4 protein-coding genes are annotated in these 24,734 nt (G+C 69.2%); 3 read left to right on the forward strand and 1 reads right to left on the reverse strand.

Annotation, left to right across the window (positions count from 1 at the left end; translation table 11 throughout):
* Positions 1–277 precede the first annotated feature (277 nt).
* Together J2S42_RS33270 and J2S42_RS33275 are read left to right on the forward strand one after the other, a co-directional pair.
* A complete protein-coding gene (locus tag J2S42_RS33270) occupies positions 278–11,875 on the forward strand; it encodes a hypothetical protein (RefSeq protein WP_307245616.1) in 11,598 nt (3,865 codons plus the stop codon).
* A gap of 13 nt (positions 11,876–11,888) precedes the next feature.
* Positions 11,889–14,003 (forward strand): hypothetical protein, encoded by a 2,115-nt coding sequence (locus J2S42_RS33275; protein WP_307245617.1) that lies wholly within the window; start codon positions 11,889–11,891, stop codon positions 14,001–14,003.
* A 48-nt stretch (positions 14,004–14,051) separates the two neighbouring features.
* On the opposite strand, the gene J2S42_RS33280 is transcribed toward J2S42_RS33275, so the two are convergent.
* Entirely contained in the window at positions 14,052–14,840 is a 789-nt protein-coding gene (locus J2S42_RS33280; protein ID WP_307245619.1) for a hypothetical protein, read from the reverse strand.
* 233 nt (positions 14,841–15,073) lie between these two features.
* Here J2S42_RS33280 and J2S42_RS33285 point away from each other — a divergent pair, with 233 nt between their 5' ends.
* On the forward strand, positions 15,074–24,733 hold the full coding sequence (locus tag J2S42_RS33285) for a hypothetical protein (RefSeq protein WP_307245621.1): 9,660 nt from the start codon (positions 15,074–15,076) through the stop codon (positions 24,731–24,733).
* Position 24,734 lies beyond the last annotated feature (1 nt).

The following is a 24,734-nucleotide window of genomic DNA, read 5'->3' on the forward strand; positions in this document are numbered from 1 at the left end:
GCGCGTGTCGCGGGTCCGTGGGGGAAATGAAATCCGCCAATGTGTTTCCGTCGAGTCGCGGACGCATTTACTCGGCGTGAACTGTGCGATTACCCGGCCTTAATCAATGGTTCAACTGGGGTGCTGAACCAGCAGCTCAGGGCGGTCGTAGAAGTGGTTTCCGCCAGTCCGCGTACGCCAGGGAGACGCCGTGCCGAGCCCGAGTGCCTTTCTCCAGATCTGCGCGGACGGTCGGTTCATTCCGATTCCATCGGGCGTTTTCTTTCACGACGGCCCGATGTCGCAACCGGTTGAGCTCGGTCCGCTGACCCGGGCGATGAACGCGTCCCGGCTCACCGGCGGCACCGCGGTATTCCTCACCGACCGTGCGCTCACCGACGTGCACGCGGTGGAACGCGTCAAGCGGGCGCTGGACGAGATGCCGGACCCGGCCCGCGCCGGCCTGGTGATCGGCGCCTACGACGGCGAGACGGCCGACCTGACCACCTGGATGAAGCACGCGGACACGTTCCAGCTGCAGAAACACCTGTCGTACCGGCAGGGCGCCGCGCTGGACGAGCGCGTGGCACGGCGGCTGAGCGGCAGCCTGACGGACGCGCGCCTGGTGCCGGTGGACGCGCAGGGCCTGGAGACCACCGGCGTCCCGCAGGGCATCCGGGTGCTGCCGAGCGCGCAGGCCGCCGCGCGCGAGACGCTGAAGAGCGCCGCCGCGCTCGCGGTGGACACCACGCTGACGCCGTTCGAGCGGTTGCGGTCGCTGCTGACCGAGGCCCGGCGGCTGCGGGACACGAACGGCGTGCGCTGGTCGTCCCAGGCCGGTGAGGTGCCGACGACGGCGACTCCCGCCTATCAGATGGCGCTCGGTCTCGCGCTGCTCGGCGTGCCGACCGTCCCCGGCCCGCCCGGCCGGACCGGGCTGCCGACCGTCGGCGACGAGGATCTGCGTGCCGGCCGGCCGACCGCGGCCGACCCGGACCGGCTCCGCGGCGACTGGCAGGTCCTCGACCTGGACCCGCTCACCCGCTCCGTGCTGCCGGTCACCACCACGGAGGTGCTGGACGCGTTCACGCCGGTGGCCGGTGGCGAGCGAGTCGACCCGGACGCGCTCTACGACCGGATGAAGGCCGTGCCGGGCTCGGTCGCGATGGTCCGCACCGGCCGGCTCGGTCAGGGCGAGGACCGGGTCCGGTGGATGGTGTCGCTGGACAACGACGTGTTCTGGGTGGACGCCGAGGTGCACGTCGACCCGCTCACGCCGGTCAAGCCGGTGTTCGACATGGACAAGACGACCCCGGAGCAGCGCGCCGCCGGGCAACGCGCCGCGGACCTGCGGATGGCCGAGCTGCGGGCGGTCGGCACCACGGTCGTGGTGCGGGACGCGTCCGGCACGCCGGTGCCGCTGGCCGAGCTGGCGCCGGTCGCCGCGCCCGTGCCACCGGCCGAGCCCCGGCCGGTGCCGGACCCGGCGGTCACCGCGCTCGTCGACGGGCTCCGCCTGACCTCCGAGCCGGTCTTCGTCTTCGCCACCGGGATCGGTGATGGGCCGCTGGCCGGCCGGGAAGGGCCGGCGCTGGCCCCGGCCGTGCTGGAGAGCCTGGCGGACGGTCTGCGCCGGCAGTACCCGGACGGCCGGGTGCTTCTGGTCGGCCCGGAGCCCGCCGGTGACCTGCGCACCACGTCACCGGAGCTGTTCGCGCTGCAGGACGGCCTCACCGGCCCGGGGCAGCTGGACGCGGCGCTCACCGCGCTGAACACCGGCCGTACCGCCACGGTGATCGGCGTGTCCGGCGCGGTCGGCGAGGTCTCGGCCCGGCTGGGCATGCGATCGGTGCGGCTCGGCGCCGGCCCGGACTTCGAGGGCACCGGGCACACCGAACGCGCCCAGTTGCAGCGCCTGGACGTGCCGATCGACTGGCCGGAGCACCTGGACCGGGTCCGGGCCGCGGCCGGTGCGGGCGACCCCGCCGCGCTCACCGCGGCGATCGACGCCTGGGCCGCGTCGGTGGAGCGCTACCGGTCCGTCCTGGGCACCCGGGCCAGTACCCCGTCCGATGCGACGTCGCTGGCCGGCGCGACGATGTCCCCGGAGGTCTACGAGCCGAACGGCCACCGGCTGCAGAACGTGGACAGCCGGGTCGACCAGTTCCGGGCCAACTTCGCGGAGTGGCTGGCGGGCCGGCTGTCCTCCGGCCGCGGCCTGGACGCCGGCCGCGCCCGCGACTGGTGGGCCGGGGTCGCCGCCGAGCTGGACCTGGACGACATCCTCCGGGTCTTCACCACGGACGTGGACGAGCTGGTGCGGCGCGCGGTCGACCTGGACCGCGAGTACGGCGCGGCGCTCTGGTCGAAGAAGGTCAAGCCGGAGGAGCGGGACGTCTACGGCGTCACCGACGCGCTGCAGAACCGGCCGGCCTTCCCGGAGAAGGAGAAGGGCGAGGACCAGAAGCCGCCGAGCACGAACCCGATGCTCCAGCCGGCCGACCCGGAACTGCCGCGGAACGCGGTGGTGCTGGACAACGACCTGGTCCGGTTCGCGCTGCTGCGCAAGCCCGCGCTGTGGATGAGGCTGCGCGACTTCCAGCCGTACATGCTGGAGGACCACCCGGGCGGGGAGTGGCACTTCCTCACCACGGCCGACGGCGAGATGTGGATCGCCAGCGAGGTGCCGGTCAACAAGAACCTGCCGGCCGCGATGGAAGCGCTGGCCGACGCCGAGGCCGCGCTCGCGACGGCCACGCCGGAGCAGGCCGCCGCGCTGGCCGAGGCCGCGCGGAAGGCCGCCGCGGAGGTCAGTGCGCTGGAGGAGTCGTCGGTGATCGGCGCGACCCAGTTGCGGGCGCTGCACCAGGCGTGGCGGGCGCAGGGCCTGCACCCGGACGCCACCCTCGCCGACGTGGTGGAGGTGCTGAACACGGTCGGGCACCCGGCGATCGCGGGCCAGGACCACACGGACCCGACCTCACCAGCGACGATCACCGCACTGATCAAGGCGGCGCAGGCCCGGGTCAGCGGTGAGCTTCACCTGCTCTCGTCGCTCGGCGGTGTGGTCGACGCGAACACCAAGTCCGGGCGCTTCATGGCCATGCTGGTGCGCAACCAGACGCCCGAGCAGGAGGAGCACTGGGCGAGCAACGCCGCCCGCCGGGTCTCCGCCCAGCTCGGCATGCCGATCCGGCTCGGCGAGATGAAGTACGCCAAGCAGAAGCAGAAGGGCGCGGCCGACGACAACCCGATGCGGCAGCCGCCGCAGCCGATCGACGCCCTGGTGCCGGACGGGCTGGGCGGCTTCTGGGCCGGCAAGGACACCCACCTGCAGATCCGGCGGATCAGCGTCTCCGGCCGGGACGTGCTGCTGCTGGTCCCGGACGCGGAGTGGCAGCGGCTGCGCGGCCGCAACTGGCTGCCGAAGGCCCCGGACGGCGGCGAGAACCTGCCGGTCGTGGTGGTGCACAACCAGGACGGGTACGTGCGGGTGCCGGCGATCAAGGACGGCGTCGAGGGCGCGGTGCTGCTCACCCCGAACCAGCTGAAACAGGTCACCGAGGGCCTCGGCAAGCGCCAGGCGCTGATCTCCTGCGAGATCGCCGACCTGAACCCGGCGTTCGTCCGGGCATACACCACCGCGCTCGGTGGCGCGGTCCTGGCCTCGCGGACCAACGTGCTCGGCGGCACCGTCGACGCCCTCGGCCAGGGCCGACCGCTGCTCACCGACGGTGATGACGCCTGGCGGCTCTTCGAGGCCGGCCGGCGGGACGGTCAGCCGGTCGAACTCGACGGCTTCCGGTCCGTCGCGTTCCCGGAGGCCTTCACGGCCGATCTGCGATCACCGGACGGCGGCGTGGTGTTCAGCTCCGGCCGCACGCTGCCTCCCATCGCGGAGGAGACGACGGGCACCGAGCTACAGCCTCTCGGCGACCTGACGGTCCCCCCGCCGCCCGCCACGGTCGTCTCGGAGTCCAGCAGCACGGCGACGGTGCGGCCCGCGCCCACGACCACGACGCCGGCGCCCGCCGCGGCGGCCCAGCCCTCGCGGGCCGCCTCTGCTCTGCGGGCACGGCTGCCGCAGGCCGCACGGATCAAGTACACCGACGGTGACCTCAAGGAACTGGACCGGGTCCAGCGGGAGGCGTTCGGTGGTCGAGCCGGTACGGACGACGGCTACGCCGAGATGGTCCAGCGGCTGCTGTTGCGCAACGACGGTGTCACGGCGGCCAATCTCGACGCGCTGGCGGAGTTGGTGCGTGACGAGCGGGCGTTGAACCGGCGGATCCCGACGCGGGTGCGCAACACGGCCGCGAACGTCGGTGAGATGTTGCATCTGCGTGGTCTGGACAAGTCGTCGCGGCCGGGTCTGCTGGCGGCGGTGCGTGATCCCGGCCGGGCGACGGTGGACGGGCTGGTGCGGGCGGCGATGGCGAGGCACTGGCCGTCGGCGGACCGCCCGGCCGGTGGGCTGCCGCCGGGGGCGGCGGATGCGGCGTTCGAGCATGAGGTGCCGGGTCTGCAGTACGCGTACGACTTCACGAACGCGGAGGCGTTACGGGACTGGTTGTTGTCGTTGCTGCCGGTGCGGGGTGCGCAGATCGACCTCGAGTCGTTGAAGTTGCAGATGACGCGGTACTTCACGTCGTTGCCGGACGAGGGTGTGCCGTTGCGGGTGACGGCGGGCGGTGAGACGTACTCGATCCAGCTACTGGGCGACGTCACGGGTGCGCCGCGGAAGCTGGACGACAAGGCGATGTCGGCACGCCTGGAGACGCACGTCAACGTCACCGAGGAAATGCAGAACCTGATGTCGCGGACCTGGAACGCCGCGGCGGAGATCGGTTTCGCGAACCGTAACGGCCTGCGCCTCATCGCCGCGATGCTGGCCTACATCACCGCCGGTGTTACCGGCGGTGCCGGCCGCAGCGGTGCGCCCGCGGTTTCCACCACCGACTACACGACGTTCAAACCGAGCGAGGAGATCTACGCGGTCGGCGTCCCGCTCACGTTCTCGGCGATCGTCCGGCGGGAAGGGCAGGGCGACCAGCCGTATCGGCACGAGACCTGGCGCAATCCGGACGGCACGCCACGGCAGGAGGCGGCGCACCTGTACGTCGGCGAGACGCAGGTGCCGGACATCCCGAACCAGGCCTACGACGTGCCGCGCCACGACGCGGTGCCGCTGTGGCGGATGCACATCGGCATCGAACGGATCAAGGCCGCGCGCGCGTTGCGGAAGGCGGTCTACGACACGATCGGTGCGGCGGAGTACGCGTTCTGGCAGGTGCCGCTGGAACGGTTCCTCAGCCAGGACCCGCTCGCCGCCGTCGTGCTCAAGGCGTACCACCACGACGCGGGTTTCCAGGAACGGCCGCGGCTCATGCTGCGCGACGGCGACCGTCATCTGACGCTCACGCTCACCGCCACCGCGAACCGCGTCGTGGTGCCGGACAAGAAGACCGACAAGGTGGTCGTCGACCGGGACCGGGTCACCATCACCAAGCCGTCGCAGGCTCAGGACACCCGGAAGGGTGTGCGGGCCACGGCCGGTGGTGCGCTTCGATTCCTCGCGGGCCTGATCGCGCCGTCCGGGAAGTTCAGCCTGTCCCGGCTCAAGGGTTACCAGAAGGTGCTCGTCCAGCGCATCGAGTCGCGATCCGGGCGGCGCTCCGAGTCGCTGAAGCGACCGGACAAGGACTCGAACCGGGTGCACCGCGTGGAGAGCATGTTCCAGGCGCACATCGCCTGGGGCTCGGACCATCTCACGTACCGGGCGCAGACGGCACCGGTCAACGGGTACGTGCTCGGCCGGATCCGCGATGACGAGTGGAACGCGGTACACCAGCGGTTCACCGCCCCGGCGCCTGACCCCGCGCAGCCGCCGTCCCGGGTCGCGCCCTGGGCGAGCACGGACATCCCGAAGCTGAAGACCGGAGAGGTCCGGTCGGCGTGGTGGTCGCCGACCCAGGACGGACGGCACGGCATCGTCAACAGCGCGGCCGCGGCGGTGAACGGGATCGACGGCCTCTACGACTCGCTCGTGAGGTACCTCGTCTCCGCGAACTACCTGCCCGAGGCGGCGGCTCCGCAGAACGGCCGGACACCCTGGCAACACCTGCAGAGCCTCGCCTCGCCCGGCCACGACCTCAACCACCCGGGCGTGCGGTACGACAACTGGCGGCTGCTGATCGAACGGGTGTCCAGCGACTATCTGACGACCCGTAGCTACGACCTCACGTCCGGCAACCGGAACTCGCCCGGTATGGCGCTCACGTTCCGCGGCGAGGGCCTGCAGAAGAACCTGACCATCGGCCTGACCAGCCTGGTCGGCACGTCCAGCACGTACGTCGAGAGCGACAAGATCTGGAACCGCAACGGCCACATCGCCCAGGTCGGCGTCGGCGCCCGGCGGACGACGATCGCGACGCTGGAGCGGTCCCGGGACACCGTCGGCGTGATCGGCAACTCGGACTGGGTGCTGCCCGACCCCGGCCAGGCCGCCAACCCCGGCGCGGTGCACACCCGGTCGAAGACGCACCGGGAGACGCTGCGCGCCGGCGAGCTGGTGTACGCGAACGCGCAGACGCTGAACATCATCAAGGTCAACTCGTCGAAGTTCAACCTGGGCACGTCGTTCCGCTGGTGGGCCTATGAGGGCACGTCCAAGACGCCGAAGGCGGTCTCGACCTCGGCGCTGCCCGCGTCGATGGACGTGTGGCAGGCCGACAACTTCCTCCCGCCGTCGTGGCAGAAGGATGCCGCGGACGGCGACCCGGCCCGGCTGCTGCCGGAGCTGACGCCGCTGTCGGACCCGACCACACCGGCCGAGTCACCGCTGAACGGGTTCACCATGCTCGGCGCCGTTTCGGCCAGCGGCGTCGCCGACCTGCGGGACGCGGTGGCGAAGACGGTCGACGCGGGCTGGGGGCAGATCCTCGACTCGATGAACCTGACCTGGTACAAGTCGAGCCTCGCCCACTCGATGCAGGGCGGTGTGCCGGTGGCGCTCGGCACGGAGGAGGGCTTGCTGCGGGTGCAGCCGGTCGGCCGGCCGCAGATCGTGCACAAGTTCAAGATCTACAACGACTACACGCTGGAGGGCCAGACCGGCTCCACCCGCGACATCGACGTGACGAACACGCAGACGCACCGCATCGGTGCCGGCTGGCGGACCGGCATCGCGGGCGACTCCGGCGGCGCCACCTACGGCTGGGGTGACGCACAGGGTCAGCAGCGCCAGGCTGATTCGACCGCGGGCGCCTACCGGACCTACCACACCGCCAGCGAGCGGTACATGGTGCGGACGAGGGTGGAGAACGTCTACCGCACCGCCGACGGCCGCGAGGTGCGCACGTCCGGCGAGGCGATGGTGATGATCTCCCCGGAGGAGTTGCACTCCCGCCCCGACCTCTACGACCAGTTCGACAGGCCGGACGGTATCAAGCTGCCCGGCGCGTCGGACGCGGCCGGCGCGGACTGGGTGCTGCCGGTCAGCGTGCAGCACGGCCGCCCGTGGACCGGATCGTTCCTCGACCCGATCGGCATGGGCCAGCTCCGCACGGACATGGGCCGCGCCGCGAAGGAACTCGGTGGGAACGCGCTCGAGGTCCAGGTGATGACCCGGCTGGTCGGCCTGATGACGCACATGGGCGAGCTGACCGACGACGGCAAGTCGTGGGAGATCAAGATCGGCCGGCGTACGTTCACGATGACGGTCAGCCGGGTGCTTGGCGACGGCGCGTACGTGACCCGGGCCAAGGACGATCGGCTCAAGCAGTACACCCGGGTCAACGAGGCCGCGTCCGGTCAGCTCCGGAGAACCACGATCCGCACGTACGGCGTGACCGGCGGTGCCAGCACCTTCAACCGCGGCGTGGCCGACGAGGCCTCGATGCCGGTGAACGGGAACCTCTCCCGCGCGTCGAGCAAGGACGACGCGCAGGGCCGTACCGCGAACATGCTCAGCATGTCCGGCGCCCGGCCGAAGGACGTGGCGAAGTTCCGCCAGCAGATGACGACCGTCTGGGAGCTGCGCGAGGAGACGTCGCTCGTCTCGCCCCAGTCGTGGCGGGACAGGACCAGGAGCGGATCGGTCACGGAGACCCGGCCGTTCTGGGTCCCGTTCGAAGCGCTCCGGCACCGCGGTGAGACGCCGGTCGACCTCAGCGGTGTGCGGCTCGGCAACCTGCCGGACAGCGCGCGGATCCTCGGTGTCCAGGCAATGCGCGCCCTCGCGGACGCGGTCACCCTGGACCTGCCCGGCGACAAGCTGAGCTCACGGGACCGGGCCAAGCCGGTGCCGGTCGGCTCGCTGGACGCGCTGACGAACGCGAAGATCCTGAGCCAGTACCGGATGGACGGCGACTTCCGCGAGGCACAGCGGGCGACCGGCGGCATCGACGTGGCCGGCCTCAACACCGGCGCGCGACGACTGCGGCTGGCGGACGGCACCAAGGTCGCCGCGAGGTTCGGCACGGTCCGGGACGTGTTCCACATCAACAGCATCGAGCTGGAGATGTACGAGCACGGCATGCAGGGCATCAGCCAGAGCAGCATGGCGTCCGCGCGCTACGCCGGCGACGCCAGCGGCAACGCCCTCGTCCCGGTCAAGCCGATGGTGTACGTCGGCGGGCGGTTCGTGATCAGCGGCGACTACACCCGCGGCCGGGGCACAAACCGGGTCCAGGCGTCCGAGCACCGCTCCTGGGTACGGACGACCTATCCACAGAAGATCGAAGACGGTACGAAGGCCGGTGCCTACCAGGTCTTCGCGGACATCGACCTGACCGTCTCGCTGCCCAGCGGCAAGACCAGGACGGCCACGGGCTCGACCGAGTTCGTGGTCGGGCACCGGGAGGCGGTCACGCTCGGCCTCGATCCCACGCTGCTGGAGCGCATCCGCGCCGAGCGGATCGTCGTGCCGACCGGAGGCGACAGCAAGCGGTTCTTCCGCGTCGACGGCGGCAAACGGAACCTGTTCGAGGCCGTGCACCGCAGCCTCACGCAGCAGGGCGGGCCGGTGCCCAGCACCGTCACCGACGGCTCCGGCCTCCGGGAATGGGTCTCGGCGCAGATCGGTGCGGGCCCGCACGGCGCGGACCTGCCCGACCCGGCTCAGGTGCTGCTCACCGGCATGGACCCGGCGACGCTGCACGGCCTGGTGAACGCGCTCGACCGGCCGGCACCCGCGTTCAACGCCGACCTGGAGGCGCAGGTTCGTGCGCTGGCCGCCGAGGAGCAGATGGCCGCCGAGGCGCGAAACCGCGGCCTCGACGGCTGGCAGCCCGGCGACGCGCTCGACGGCTTCCACCTGGACGAGGCCCGCGTCGGGGAACGTCTGGACGAGGCCCGGCTGCTGCACCTGCTGGACCACGCGCAGACCGCGCTGCGGGAGAACCCGGCGGGCATGGCGCGGGGTGTGCAGTCGGTGCATCACGGCACGGGCGCCATGTCGGACCTGGCGCAGGTGTACATCGACGCCGGTCGGCTGCCGACGCCGGGCGAACTGCTGCACGCGTCGCTGGGCAACGAGCCGCTGTTCGGCACGCCCGCCGGCGACATCACCCTCGGACTGCTCGCCGAGCTGCTGCAGGTCCGCCTGCACCTGGTGGACGACGGGCGGGCCACCGTCTACGGCGACGCGGCCGCGCCGGAGGTCTACGTCCGCCGCGGCGCCGGGACGTTCCACGCGTTGGAGCCCGCCGGCGCGTTCCCCCTCGCCGCGCCGCCGGTGACGCCCCCGGTCGCCGTCCCGGCGGTCCCGCCGCTCGCCTCCGGCGCGCTTCCGCCGCCGGCGGCCGTGGACTCGGCGGCCGCGGGCACGCGGACGCCTGCCCCGGCCGGCACGCCGCGACCGCTCGGTGACGACGGTACGTACGTCGACGACAACAGCGAGTTCTGGCGGCGTGCCGGCGACGGGTGGCAGCCCGTCGCGCGGGTCGAGCAGCAGATCACGGTCGCGCCGGTATTCGGCGTGGAGTACGACCGGCCACTGTTCCCCGCGCTCGACCCGAAGAGCCTGGCGGTCGGCGAGTTCGACCTGACCAGCCTGCTGTGGGACGTCTGGCCGGTCCGGGAGGAACTGGAGAAACTGCGCGCGTTCACCCGGTCGGTGGTCCCGGTGGTCAGCGCGATCGCCACCAGTGGCCGGCCCGGTGCCCTGGACGCGGGCCGGTCGTGGAAGACGGCCGCCGACCAGATCGGCGCGCTGCACCGTGCGTACGCGAAGCTGCACAGTCCGATGCCGTGGCAGAAGCGGGCGTTCGCGCAGCGCGTGCTGGACGCCGCCGGTGCGATCGACGGCGCCGCCGCGCAGCTCACGAGGGTCAATCCGGCCGCGGCGGGTGCGTTCCGGGACGGCGGGGCCGTGCGGGACGTGACGGTCGCCGGTGACGGCACCGTTCTCGCGGACGGCTTCACCGTGCTGACCGAGGGGTGGGTCGAGCCGGACGGCCGTACCGTCGTCGGGTTCGTTCCGGAAGCGGACCTCATCCGGGCCACGCTGCCCGAGGGGACGCGCAACGTCGTGGCCGTGCGGACCGAGGGCGGCTTCGCGCACGTGCCGGTCCGGCGGGCCGACGGTACCGTGCACGACGTGCTGATGACCGGTCGGCAGATCGCGGCCGCTACCCGGCACCTGAGCGGGCCGCTCGACCTCGTGTTCATCGGCGCGGGTGGCCCGGACAGCGCGTTCACCCGCAGCTTCCGCCCGGCCGCCGGGACGGCTCCGGCACCGAGGCTGCTCGGTGCCTGGTCCGGCCCGCTCGCCACGCAGGCCGCCGATATTCGGAGGTTCGCCGAGGCCGCCGGCCGCCCGGTCGTCGCGGCCGACCTGAGCGGCCCGCCGCAGACGTCCGGGCCCGTCGTCGCGGAACTGCGGGAGGTGATGACCGGCTTCACCCGGATGGGCGTGTCCCCGATCGTGGTCACCACCGAGGCCACGAAGGCCTCCGGTGAGCTCTTCGAGAGCGTGCGCCGCGATTTCGGGCCGGTGCTCATCCAGCCCGCGATGGCCGGCTGGGACCGGGTCTGGCTGCTGCAGTCCGCCGACGGCGAGGGCCGGCAGATGGAGTCCCGGCTCGGCGCCGAGATCTTCGACGCGGCCGGGAAGCTGCCCGGCGACCCGCCGAAGCAGGACACCGGCACCGCGCTGCCCGAGGCGGTGGGCGAATGGACGATGATCCCGCTCTGGGCGGACGCGCTCACCTACCACCGGGCCCACCAGGCCGCGCTGCACACGCCCGCGTCCGCCGCCGCGCTGGCCGACGCGGTCGCGGCCGAGCCCGGCAACGCCCGGCTGGCCGCGTTCCGTACCGTGCTGGACGTCGCGCGCACCGCGGGCGGGCTGCCCGGCCCCGGCGACGCCCGGCTCACCCCGACCGCGACGTCCATCCTGGAGGTGGAGAAGACCCCGGTGGCCGGGCCTGGCGACCGGGCCACGGCCGGGTTCGTCTACGACTACCTCTCCACGATCGGGCCGCGCGCGGACCGGTTCGCCATGGACGGCCTGCTGTGGGCGATGATGATGTCCGGTGCGCTCACCGAGCAGCAGGGCCTGTCGCTGGTCCGGGCCACCGCGGTCACCCAGACCGACAAGGCCAACCTCCAGGTCTTCGAATCGATGCTGAAGCTGCGTAATCTGTCGCGGGCCGAACTTGACGGCGACCCGATGACACACCCGCCGCTCCGCGCGATCATGGACACGATCGGTGACGTCACCGCCGCCTACCAGCGAGGCCCCGGGGAGGTACGGAACCCGAAGTGCGTCGACCCGATCGACCGCACCGCGTGGATCGGCCGCCTGGACGCCCTGCGGGACGCGGCGCGGGTCACCAACCCGCCGCTCGCGGCCGCGGTGGAGGTCGCCACCCACATCCTGACGAACTGCTGAACGGGAGAACGCCGTGACCCTGCCGATCACCCCGGCCAACATGGACGCGATCTGCCTGGAGCACGTCCTGCCGACCAGCACCGGCAACCACGTCTTCAACGCGGCCTCGTCCAGCATGGCCCGGTCCGACCTGCTCGACGAGGCGCTGCACCTGCCGGGCGTGGACAAGTACACGTACGTCTCGTTCGGCCTCGGCATGCGGGACGCGCTCACCGACGCCAGCCCGGCCACCACGGTCTGGGAGGACGGCATCCCGCGGCCGACCGGCGCGCTCAGCCCGGACAAGGGCTCCGTGCGCACGCTCATGTACCAGTACTTCCGCGGCATCCCGGCCGAGGCGCTGGACCGGCTGGTCGAGCGCCCGCTGTTCGGCAAGGGTCAGGAGGACGTCCGGATGACGCTGGCCGACCTGGCCGCGCGCGCCGACATGATGGGCCTGCCGGTCGAGATCCCGCTGCACCGGTTCGCGCCCGGCGGGCAGACCGTCTCGCCCAGCCGGATCGTGTACTTCGACGCGGCCGGGCCGGTGACGCCGGGTGACGCGACGCTGATCCGGGTCGAGCCGTCGCGGGTCTGGGACGCGAACCCGTTCGCCACCGCCGGGCCGGACGTGCTTGCCGAGGCGCTCAAGGGCGGCTACCCGGGCGGCCGGGTGGTGCCGCTGCCGGGCGGCGGTTACCGGCTCGGGATGGCACCCGCGCTCGCCACCTTCGCGCACGCGGACCTGCTGACCGGCACGCGGGCGCTGACCACCGACGACCTCACCCGGGACGGTGTGCCGCCGCTGACCACCGTCGGCACCTACGGCGACCTGCTGGCCCACGTGGCCGCCGCGCCCGCCCGGTTCTCGCTGGTCGAGATCGACTCGTCACAGGTCTTCCTCGCCGTGCACGACCCGGCCGGTGACGCGTACCTGGACCTCGGCACCGGCACCACCGCGGTGTTCCCGGACACGCCGGAGCAGATCCGGGTGACCACGCTGCCCGCGGACGTCGCGCTCGCGGACCTGCTCACCGACCCGACGCCGGCCGGTGCGGTCCCGGCCCCGCTCGTCCCGCCGGCCGGCGTCACCCGGACGCACACGTTCGGCCCGGGCGGCAGCCGCTCCGTCGACCTGGTCACCGGCGGCCGGTCCGGCACCGGGAACGTGCCCCGGGAACTGGAGCCGCTGCTCGGCCAGCTCGCCACCGCGGCCGAGGCGATCGGCCAGTCCGTCGTGGTGATCGGCCCGCAGCCGCGGGACCCCTGGTCCCGGCGCGACCCGGCGCGGGCCGAGAAGCGTTTCCTGCTGCGCGCCGGTGCCATGGTGTTCCAGCACCTGCGCAACGGCGAGCCGGCGCCGATCATCTTCAACTACGGCGGCGCGAGCGCGGCGCTGGACGCGATGGCCGCGAAGCTCGGCACGCCGGTCATGCGGCAGTCGATGGGCGGCGGCCTGGACTTCGACCGCAAGTGGACCGCCACCGGACCGGACGGCGCCACCGTGGTGCCGCCGTTCAAGGACATCACGCGCGACACGCTGAAGTCCGTCGGCGACCTGCAGCGGGCGACCGCGGACACCCGGGTCGACCCGGCGCTCGGCACGTACCTGTCGATGGACCTGAGCGACCCGGTGGCGCTGCGCGAGAAGCTGCGGATCGACGGCAGCGCGCTGAAGGCGCTCCAGCCGACGATCGCCGCGCTGCCGTTCGACGCCGAGCAGTTCCGCGCGCACTCGAAGCTGCTGGACCTGCTGGACAAGGACACCGCCCGATTCGACACCGCGGTGCACTTCCTGGCCGCCACCAAGGGCGGCGACACGATGACGCTGCCCGACCTGCCGTCCGTGCTCCGGCAGGCACCGGAGACCCGGGCCGAGGCCCTCCAGGACCTCAAGGACGTCACCTACGGCCCGCACGACGCCGGCGCCGCGCGCGCCGTGCTCGACGCGGTCCAGAAGCGCCTCGCCGGTGCGAGCGACGACGAGGTCAAGAAGGCGATCTACGACAACTCGGTCTACCTGCCGGAAGGGCCCGGCGGCCGCGCCGACATCATCCGCGAGCTGCAGGTGTGGCGGGACAGGGCCACCGACCCGGCGGACCGGGCGCTGTTCGACGAGATGGCGGTCTGGGTCACCACCTGTCCGTGACACCGCACCGGTGCCGGCGCCCCACCCGGAGCGCCGGCACCGGCGACGTCACTGGCCCTCGACCTCTTCACCGCTGTCGTCGTGCACCCACTTGACCTTGACCTTGTCGTTCGGCTGGCCGGTCCAGGTCGCGCCGTCCTCCACCGTGATCTTCAGGTCGTACGGGCCGTCGCGCTCCTCGGTCCAGGTCCATTCGCCCTTGACGGTGTCGCCGTTCTCGAACCACAGGTCACCGTCCGTCGAGCTCTGGGACGACACCGGCGGTGAGTCCTGGTCGCGGTGACCGCCCTGCCTGTAGAAGTCCTCCTGCTCGTCCAGCGTCATGTCCTGGAAGTCCTCGCCCACCGTGGGCTTGTCCGGCAGGTCCCAGGTCGCACCCAGCGGCTTGTAGTTGTCCCACTCGCCCTGCGGCGGGCCCTGATCCAGCAACTGGTCGCCGAAGATCTCGAACGCCACCTTCAGGTTCGACTCGACCTGGGCGTACCCGTTCGCGGCCGCCTTCAGACCGCTCGCGAACTGGTTGACAACCCCGTTCTTGTCCGGTTCCGTCTCCTCGGTGTCCGGATCGTCCTCCGAGCCGAAGAACTCCCAGACCACAGCCGAGTACGCGTCCCCGAACTTCGTCTGCTCGTCCGCGGTCTTACCGGACCAGCCGAGCTTGAGTTCCTTCCAGGCGGCACCGATAGTCTCGAACGAGGCCATGATGTCCGCGCGCTGCTGCTGCACCTTCAACGCCACGTTGTAGAAGAGATCGACCGGGTCGATGCTCATCGTGACCGCCTTGGCGTCGTTGTACGTCGAGGCGGTGATGTTGTCGTAGTTGAACTCCTCGGCCACGGATGACCCCTTCTCCGGCGGACTGCACCACTTCTCCGGCGGACTACACCACGCCAGAGCGTGGCGCCGCACGGCGCGGTACGTCCACGTCCCCGAAACGGGGTCACACAATGCCGTTCCGGCGTCCGGTGCGGCGTCCCGGGGCCGTCACAACGAAGGTCTTGCCGCTGCCCCTGAAGTGCTCGCTAACCTCCACGCGCGTGTCATGTCGGTCGCGATGAATGGTGTGGACGATGAGCAGCTCCGACGAGTCAGATATCGGTTCCCGGGCCAGCTTCAGCGACGGCAGCACCGCGGAGTACGACGCGGGCGGCGAGCTCGTTCGCCGGACCACCCCGGACGGCGTCGTCTACGAGACGTTCGACGCACAGGCCCGGCCGACCGGCGGGCACACCGACGCGGCGCAGTTCACCATCAACTACCCGGAGGCGGGCAATGGTTCGGAATCGGGAACAGGTAGCGCAAGCGTTGAGTACACCGCCGCCGGCGACATTCTCCGCCAAAGAACCGCCGACGGTACCGTCCTTGAAGCTTTTGATGCCGACGGCCGACCGCACGAAGGAAGCACGAGCAGCGGCGTCCACTTCGACATCGAATACCGGGCGGACGGGCGCACCGTCCATTCCTTCGACGACGGCACTGTCGTCCAGTACGACCAGGGTGGACGTGTCACACGCCAGGAGACCCCCGACGGTACCGTCTACAGCCGGTTCGATTCTCAAGGCCGGCCCACAGCCGGGACCGCTCCCGACCGCGACGGCGGTGCGGATTCCACCGCTTTCACCATCGATTACCAGGCCGACGGCGATTCCGTCATCCGGTATACCGACGGTACGTCCGCCACGTTCGATTCCGCGGGGCGCGTCGTTGCTCAGGAGAGTGCCGACGGTACCGTCTATTCCGACTTTGACGACCGAGGACGACCGCTAGCCGGCACCACCGGCGACGGCCGCGACTTCAGCATCGACTACACGGCCGACGGCGGATCGGTCATGCGGTACGACGACGGCGCCTCGGTCGGCGTCGACAGCTCCGGCGACGTCACCCGCCAGCAGAGCCCCGACGGTACGGCCTACACCTCCTTCGACTCCGAAGGCCGGCCGACCGCCGGCGAGGCCGACGGCCGCGCGTTCACGATCAGCTACGACCAGAGCGGCAACAGCACCGCCCGCTACTCCGACGGCTCGTCCGTGCTCACCGACGCGGCCGGCACGACGCTGCGGCTGACCACGGCGGACGGCGGCGCGTACACATCGTTCGACGCGGACGGGCGGCCGCTGGCCGGCACGACCGCGGACGGCGAGCCAATCGAGATCTCGTACGAGGCGAACGGGAACTCGACGGCGCGTTACGGCGGTGCCGACGGCGGCACGACAGTTACCTCGAATGCCGATGGTGATCCGGTGCGGATGGTCACCGGCGACGCGTCGTATGACGCGTTTGATGGTGAGGGTCGTCCGACGCATGGTAAGACGGCGGATGGTCAGTCGATCGAGATTTCGTACGAGGCGAACGGGAATTCGACCGCGCGTTACGGCGGCGGTGCTGATGGCGGCACGACAGTTACCTCGAACGCTGACGGTGATCCGGTCCGGATGGTCACCGGCGACGCGTCGTATGACGCGTTCGATGGTGAGGGTCGTCCGACGCATGGTAAGACCGCGGATGGTCAGTCGATCGACATCTCGTACGAGGCGAACGGCAGTTCGACCGCGCGTTACGGTGGTGCCGATGGTGGTGTGACGGTCACGTCGAATGCTGACGGTGATCCGGTGCGGATGGTGTCGGCGGATGCGTCGTATGACGCGTTTGATGGTGAGGGTCGTCCGACGCATGGTAAGACCGCGGATGGTCAGTCGATCGACGTCGCCTATGAGGGCAACGGTAATTCGACGGCGCGTTATGGCGGTGCTGATGGTGGTGTGACGGTCACGTCGAATGCTGACGGTGATCCGGTGCGGATGGTGTCGGCGGACGCGACCTATGACGCGTTTGATGGTGAGGGCCGGCCGACGCACGGTAAGACCGCGGATGGTCAGTCGATCGACATCTCGTACGAGGCGAACGGTAACTCGACCGCGCGTTATGGTGGTGCTGATGGTGGTGTGACGGTCACGTCGAATGCTGACGGTGATCCGGTGCGGATGGTCACCGGCGACGCGACCTATGACGCGTTTGATGGTGAGGGTCGTCCGACGCACGGTAAGACCGCGGATGATCAGTCGATCGAGATTTCGTACGAGGCGAACGGGAATTCGACCGCGCGTTACGGCGGCGGTGCTGATGGCGGCACGACAGTTACCTCGAACGCTGACGGTGATCCGGTCCGGATGGTGTCGGCGGACGCGACCTATGACGCCTTTGATGGTGAGGGCCGGCCGACGCACGGTAAGACCGCGGACGGTCAGTCGATCGACATCTCGTATGAGAGTAACGGCAGTTCGACCGCGCGTTACAGCGGTGCTAGCGGCGGCACGACAGTTACCTCGAACGCTGACGGTGATCCGGTCCGGATGGTGTCGGCGGACGCGACCTATGACGCGTTCGATGGTGAGGGTCGTCCGACGCGCGGTAAGACCGCGGATGGTCAGTCGATCGACATCTCGTACGAGGCGAACGGTAACTCGACCGCGCGTTATGGTGGTGCTGATGGTGGTGTGACGGTCACGTCGAATGCTGACGGTGATCCGGTGCGGATGGTGTCGGCGGACGCGACCTATGACGCCTTTGATGGTGAGGGTCGTCCGACGCACGGTAAGACCGCGGACGGTCAGTCGATCGACATCGCCTATGAAGGCAACGGGAATTCGACCGCGCGTTACAGCGGTGCTAGCGGCGGCACGACAGTTACCTCGAACGCTGACGGTGATCCGGTCCGGATGGTGTCGGCGGACGCGACCTATGACGCCTTTGATGGTGAGGGCCGGCCGACGCACGGTAAGACCGCGGATGGCCAGTCGATCGATATCTCGTATGAGAGTAACGGTAATTCGACGGCGCGTTATGGCGGTGCTGATGGTGGTGTGACGGTCACGTCGAATGCTGACGGTGACCCGGTGCGGATGGTCACCGGCGACGCGACCTATGACGCGTTTGATGGTGAGGGTCGTCCGACGCACGGTAAGACCGCGGACGGCCAGTCGATCGACATCGCCTATGAAGGCAACGGGAATTCGACCGCGCGTTACGGCGGCGGTGCTGATGGCGGCACGACAGTTACCTCGAACGCTGACGGTGATCCGGTGCGGATGGTCACCGGCGACGCGTCGTATGACGCGTTTGATAGTGAGGGTCGTCCGACGCATGGTAAGACCGCGGATGGTCAGTCGATCGACATCGCCTATGAGAGTAACGGTAATTCGACGGCGCGTTATGGCGGTGCTGATGGTGGTGTGACGGTCACGTCGAATGCTGACGGTGACCCGGTGCGGATGGTGTCGGCGGACGCGACCTATGACGCGTTTGACGGTGAGGGTCGTCCGACGCACGGTAAGACCGCGGATGGTCAGTCGATCGACATCGCCTATGAGGGCAACGGTAATTCGACGGCGCGTTATGGCGGTGCTGATGGTGGTGTGACGGTCACGTCGAATGCTGACGGTGACCCGATTCGGATGGTGTCCGCGGACGCGACCTATGACGCCTTTGATGGTGAGGGCCGGCCGACGCACGGTAAGACCGCGGACGGCCAGTCGATCGACATCTCGTATGAGAGTAACGGCAGTTCGACCGCGCGTTACAGCGGTGCTAGCGGCGGCACGACAGTTACCTCGAACGCTGACGGTGATCCGGTCCGGATGGTGTCGGCGGACGCGTCGTATGACGCGTTTGATAGTGAGGGTCGTCCGACGCATGGTAAGACCGCGGATGGTCAGTCGATCGACATCGCCTATGAGAGCAACGGTAATTCGACGGCGCGTTATGGCGGTGCTGATGGTGGTGTGACGGTCACGTCGAATGCTGACGGTGACCCGGTGCGGATGGTGTCGGCGGACGCGACCTATGACGCCTTTGATGGTGAGGGTCGTCCGACGCACGGTAAGACCGCGGACGGTCAGTCGATCGACATCGCCTATGAGGGCAACGGTAATTCGACCGCGCGTTATGGTGGTGCTGATGGTGGTGTGACGGTCACGTCGAATGCTGACGGTGACCCGGTGCGGATGGTGTCGGCGGACGCGACCTATGACGCCTTTGATGGTGAGGGTCGTCCGACGCACGGTAAGACCGCGGACGGTCAGTCGATCGACATCGCCTATGAGGGCAACGGTAATTCGACGGCGCGTTATGGCGGTGCTGATGGTGGTGTGACGGTCACGTCGAATGCTGACGGTGACCCGATTCGGATGGTGTCCGCGGACGCGACCTATGACGCGTTTGACGGTGAGGGCCGTCCGACGCACGGTGTCACCAAGGACAACCAGTCGATCGACATCTCGTACGAGGGCAACGGTAACTCGACCGCCCGTTACGGTGGTGCTGATGGTGGTGTGACGGTCACGTCGAATGCTGACGGTGATCCGGTGCGGATGGTGTCCGCGGACGCGACCTATGACGCGTTTGACGGTGAGGGCCGTCCGACGCACGGTAAGACCGCGGACGGTCAGTCGATCGACATCTCGTACGAGGCGAACGGTAACTCGACCGCCCGTTACGGTGGTGCTGATGGTGGTGTGACGGTCACGTCGAATGCTGACGGTGACCCGATCCGGATGGTGTCCGCGGACGCGACCTATGACGCGTTTGACGGTGAGGGCCGTCCGACGCACGGTGTCACCAAGGACAACCAGTCGATCGACATCTCGTACGAGGCGAACGGTAACTCGACCGCCCGTTACGGTGGTGCTGATGGTGGTGTGACGGTCACGTCGAATGCTGACGGTGACCCGATCCGGATGGTGTCCGCGGACGCGACCTACGACCGTTTCGACGGCGAGGGCCGTCCGACGCACGGTGTCACCAAGGACAACCAGTCGATCGACATCTCGTACGAGGCGAACGGTAACTCGACCGCCCGTTACGGTGGTGCTGATGGTGGTGTGACGGTCACGTCGAATGCTGACGGTGACCCGATCCGGATGGTGTCCGCGGACGCGACCTATGACGCGTTTGACGGTGAGGGCCGTCCGACGCACGGTGTCACCAAGGACAACCAGTCGATCGACATCTCGTACGAGGCGAACGGTAACTCGACCGCCCGTTACGGTGGTGCTGATGGTGGTGTGACGGTCACGTCGAATGCTGACGGTGACCCGATCCGGATGGTGTCCGCGGACGCGACCTACGACCGTTTCGACGGCGAGGGCCGTCCGACGCACGGTAAGACCGCGGACGGCCAGTCGATCGACATCTCGTACCAGGGCGAGAACTCGGTCGCGCACTACGCGGGTCCGGACGGCGGCATCACCGTCACGTCGAACGCCGACGGCGACCCGATCCGCATGGTCTCCGGCGACACGACCTACGACCGTTTCGACGGTGAGGGCCGGCCGATTCACGGCACCACCCAGGACGGCCAGTCGGTCGACATCTCCTACCAGGGCGACAATTCGGTTGCCCGGTACGACGGCCCGGGCGGCGCCGTCACGGTGACCTCGAACGGCGACGGCGACCCGATCCGGATGCAGACGCCGGATGCCACCTACGACCGGTTCGACGGCGAGGGCCGCCCGACCCACGGCGTCACCAAGGACAACCAGACCGTCGACATCTCGTACCAGGGCGAGAACTCGGTCGCGCACTACTCGGACCCGGACGGCGACGTCACCATCACGTCGAACGCCGACGGCGACCCGATCCGCATGGTCACCGGCGACGCGACCTACGACCGTTTCGACGGTGAGGGCCGGCCGATCCACGGCAGTATGAAGGACGGCCAGTCGGTCGACATCTCGTACCAGGGTGAGAATTCGGTTGCCCGGTATTCCGGTCCGGACGGTACGACCACCGTGACGTCGAACGGTGCCGGTGACCCGGTCCGGATGGAGACCGCGGACGCGACCTACGACCGTTTCGACGGTGAGGGCCGGCCGATCCACGGCAGTATGAAGGACGGCCAGTCGGTCGACATCTCGTACCAGGGTGAGAATTCGGTTGCCCGGTATTCCGGTCCGGACGGTACGACCACCGTGACGTCGAACGGTGCCGGTGACCCGGTCCGGATGGAGACCGCGGACGCGACCTACGACCGTTTCGACGGTGAGGGCCGGCCGATCCACGGCACCACGAAGGACGGCCAGTCGGTCGACATCTCGTACCAGGGCGAGAATTCGGTTGCCCGGTATTCCGGTCCGGACGGCACGACCACCGTGACGTCGAACGGTGCCGGTGACCCGGTCCGGATGGAGACCGCGGACGCGACCTACGACCGTTTCGACGGTGAGGGCCGCCCGATCCACGGCACCACGAAGGACGGCCAGTCGGTCGACATCTCGTACCAGGGCGAGAATTCGGTTGCCCGGTATTCCGGTCCGGACGGCACGACCACCGTGACGTCGAACGGTGCCGGTGACCCGGTCCGGATGGAGACCGCGGACGCGACCTACGACCGTTTCGACGGTGAGGGCCGCCCGATCCACGGCACCACGAAGGACGGCCAGTCCGTCGACATCTCGTACCAGGGCGAGAACTCCACCGCGCACTACGCCGGTCCGGACGGCGGCGTGACGGTCACGTCGAACGGCAACGGCGATCCGATCCGCATGCAGACCGCGGACGCCACCTACGACCGTTTCGACGGTGAAGGCCGCCCGACCCACGGTGTGACCAAGGACGGCGACCCGGTCGACATCTCGTACCAGGGCGACAACTCGGTCGCGCGGTACGCGAGCCCGGACGGCGACGTGACGGTTACGTCGAACGGCGACGGCGATCCGGTGCGGATGGAGACGCCGGATGCGACGTATGACCGGTTCGACGGTGAGGGCCGGCCGATCCATGGTGTGACCAAGGACGGTCAGTCCATCGACATCGCGTATCAGGGCGAGAACTCGATCGCGAGTTACGCGGGTCCGGACGGTACGACCACGGTCACGTCGAACGGCGACGGCGATCCGGTGCGGATGGAGACGCCGGATGCGACGTACGACCGGTTCGACGGTGAGGGCCGGCCGATCCACGGCACCACCGAGGACGGTCAGTCCATCGACATCGCCTACCAGGGCGAGAACTCGATCGCGAGTTACGCGGGTCCGGACGGTACGACCACGGTCACGTCGAACGGCGACGGCGATCCGGTGCGGATGGAGACGCCGGATGCGACGTACGACCGGTTCGACGGTGAGGGCCGGCCGATCCACGGCACCACCGAGGACGGTCAGTCCATCGACATCGCCTACCAGGGCGAGAACTCGGTCGCCACGTACACCGGACCGGGCGGCACGACCACGGTCACGTCGAACGGCGACGGCGACCCGATCCGGATGACCACCGGCGACGGTGCCACGTTCACGCAGTTCGACGAGCGGGGCCGGCCGACCGGCGGCGCGACGTCGGCCAACGAGCCGATCACCATCTCGTACGACGACGTGGCGCACACGTCGACCGCGGTCTACGGCGGGGACACGACGGTTCTCTCGAACGCGGACGGCGATCCGATCGAGATGCGTACGCCGGATGCGACGTTCAACGGCTTCGATGCGCAGGGCCGGCCGGTCGCGGGTATGACGAAGCAGAACGAGTCGATCTCGATCTCCTACGACGACGTGGCGCACACGTCGACCGCGGTCTACGGCGGGGACACGACGGTTCTCTCGAACGCGGACGGCGATCCGATCGAGATGCGTACGCCGGATGCGACGTTCAACGGCTTCGATGCGCAGGGCCGGCCGGTCGCGGGTATGACGAAGCAGAACGAGTCGATCTCGATCACCTATGACGACGGCGCGAAGACCAGTACCGCGGTCTACGGCGGGGACACGACGGTTCTCTCGAACGCGGACGGCGATCCGATCGAGATGCGTACGCCGGATGCGACGTTCAACGGCTTCGATGCACAGGGCCGGCCGATCGCGGGTATGACGAAGCAGAACGAGTCGATCTCGATCACCTATGACGACGGCGCGAAGACCAGTACCGCGGTCTACGGCGGGGACACGACGGTTCTCTCGAACGCGGACGGCGATCCGATCGAGATGCGTACGCCGGATGCGACGTTCAACGGCTTCGATGCGCAGGGCCGGCCGGTCGCGGGTATGACGAAGCAGAACGAGTCGATCTCGATCTCCTACGACGACGTGGCGCACACGTCGACCGCGGTCTACGGCGGGGACACGACGGTTCTCTCGAACGCGGACGGCGATCCGATCGAGATGCGCACGCCGGACGCCACCTACAACGACTTCTACGAGGACGACCGGCCCCGCAGCGGCACCACCAAGGACGGGGACAGCATCGCCATCACGTACGACGATGCGGCCGGGACCTCGACCGCCACGTACGACGGCACAACCGAGGTGGTCTCCAGGGGCAACGTGACGCTGGAGATGCGTACGCCGGACGCGATCTACCGGGAGTTCTACCCGGACGGGCGGGTCAAGGCCGGCACGACGCGCAAGGACAACGAGAGCATCCTCGTCACGTACGACGACGCGGCCGGCACCACGAAGACGACGTACGGCGGCAAGACCGACGTCATCTCCAGGGGTGACGTCGTCCTGGAGATGCGCACGCCGGACGCGATCTACAGGACGTTCGACGGCCAGAACCGGCCGACCGGCGGGCACACCACCGATGACAACGACACCATCTCCATCACGTACGACGACGCTGCGAAGATCTCGACGACGACGTACGGCGACGGCACCCGGTACGTCGCGCAGTTCGACGGCACCCCGGTCAGCCTGCTCTCGGACGGGATCCTGTTCACCGAGTTCGACGAGAAGCGCCGCCCGGAGGCGGGCATCAACCAGGAGACCAGCGAGACCGTCTCGATCACCTATGACGACGAGGCGAAGACCTCCACGACCACGTTCGGCAACGGCGGCGAGCTGATCGCGGACCAGCTGGGCAACCCGATCAAGTTCACGGCCGCGGACGGGACGATCTTTTCGGAGTTCTACCTGGACAAGCGCCCGAAGGCCGGCACCGCGGACGGTGTGCCGTTCACGATCACCTATGACGACGTCGCGAAGACGTCCCGCATCGACTACCAGGGCGGCACGTACGTCCTGCTGAACGAGCACGACAAGCCGACGTACATGCAGACCGGCGACGGTTACAAGTTCGACCACTTCTATGACGACGGCCGGCCGAAGTCCGGGACCACCCCGAACGGCGACAAGATCACGTTCACCTACGACGACGCGAAGAAGACCACCACCGCGAGCATCAACGACGGCGAGCAGACGATCGTCTACGACGAGAACAACGATCCGCTGACGATGACGACCGACGAGGGCTGGATCTTCACGAACTACGACCCGGAGCTGGGCGAGTTCACCAAGGGCTGGGACCCGGACAAGAAGCAGTGGTTCGACATCACCTACGGCCCGCGCGGCGAGGTGACCTGGACGTACGGCAAGGACGAGTACATCAGGTTCGACGAGCAGGGCAACCCGATCTACCAGGTCACGCACGACAGCGACGGCAACGTGGTCGAAATCAACTACGAGGTGCAGATCGAGCTGCTGAAGACCACCGCGGAGCTGACCCAGACCGAGCGCGACAAGATCGAGGACCTGTTGGAGGATATGAAGAAGTCACTCAGCGACGGCGAGACGTACTGGGTCAGTCCGGCCGGTACCACCTACGCGACGTACCGCAAGGCGATCGAGATGGCCTCGAAGAACCTGCTCACGGTGCTCGACGCGTCGATCAAGAAGCTGAATCTGACATATCAGAACTACAAGGACGCGGAGCAGCAGAACGCGGAGAACTTCCGGCCGGACCGCTGAC

This window comes from Catenuloplanes indicus (assembly GCF_030813715.1).
Classification (GTDB): domain Bacteria; phylum Actinomycetota; class Actinomycetes; order Mycobacteriales; family Micromonosporaceae; genus Catenuloplanes; species Catenuloplanes indicus.